Below are 1,023 nucleotides of genomic sequence, written 5' to 3' on the forward strand. Positions count from 1 at the left end.
TAATTTATCATACTATTTAATAAATATTTTACACGAAATATTCCCTCTCGATCCATTACTGAAATTATAGAGTCAATCCATTCTTTCGTTTCTGTAGGATCAAGATCTTTTATCATAAAAATATCTCCTAATATTTTTACTAATTTATTTTAATACTTCTAATAATTGCAATGTTTTTAATAAGGTTGAGTGATATTTATTTGCTAACCAGGTTAAAGGTAATCTTATTCCTTTTTTTACTAAACCCATTTTATTTAAAGCCCATTTTACCGGAATAGGATTTGATTCGATACTTAAAGCATAATGCAATGGCATTAATTTTTTATTTATTTTATAAGCTAATTCAATATTTCCTTCTATTGAAGCAATACATAATTCATGCATTTTTTTAGGAACTATATTAGATGAGACAGAAATTACTCCATGACCTCCAGATAATAAAAATTCACAAGCTGTACTATCATCCCCTGAATATAAAGCAAAATCTTTATATTTTAATTTTTCAATTAATTCTACAGCTCTTTCTAAATCACCTGAAGATTCTTTTATTCCTATAATATTTTTAATTTCTGATAATTTTAAAATTGTTTCATTATAAATATCTACACCCGTTCTTTTTGGCACATTATAAATTATAATTGGAAGTCCTACAGAAGCTATTTCTTTAAAATGGTCTAACATTCCACTTTGAGTAGGTTTATTATAATAAGGAGTTACAGATAATCCAGAATGGGCCCCAGCTTCCTTTGCAGATTTTGTTAAATTAACTGCTTCACTGGTTGAATTAGCACCTATTCCAGCTATTACTGGAATCTTATTATTTACCTCATTAACAATAGTACGTATTACTTTAAAATGTTCTTCTAAATTTAGTGTGGTTGTTTCACCTGTTGTACCTGCTGCTACTATTGCATCTGTATTATTTTCTAAATGAAACTTTACTAAAGTTCTCAAAGATTCCCAGTCTATTACACCATTTCTTTTCATGGGTGTAGCAATTGCAACTATGCTTCCCCTAATCAT

Annotated in this window: 2 protein-coding genes; both read right to left on the bottom strand. The window is 28.0% G+C overall.

Features of this window, described 5'->3' with window-relative positions; genetic code table 11:
• On the bottom strand, nucleotides 1–116 hold a 116-nt coding region (locus tag IE124_RS36225), incomplete at its 3' end, for a pyruvate dehydrogenase E1 component-related protein (RefSeq protein WP_502266941.1).
• Nucleotides 117–144: 28 nt separating this feature from the next.
• Nucleotides 145–1,023, bottom strand: an 879-nt coding sequence (gene dapA / locus IE124_RS34055) for a 4-hydroxy-tetrahydrodipicolinate synthase (RefSeq protein WP_189513894.1), incomplete at its 5' end; no start/stop codon positions are given.

This window comes from Streptomyces narbonensis (assembly GCF_014649015.1).
GTDB classification, from domain to species: domain Bacteria; phylum Actinomycetota; class Actinomycetes; order Streptomycetales; family Streptomycetaceae; genus Streptomyces; species Streptomyces narbonensis.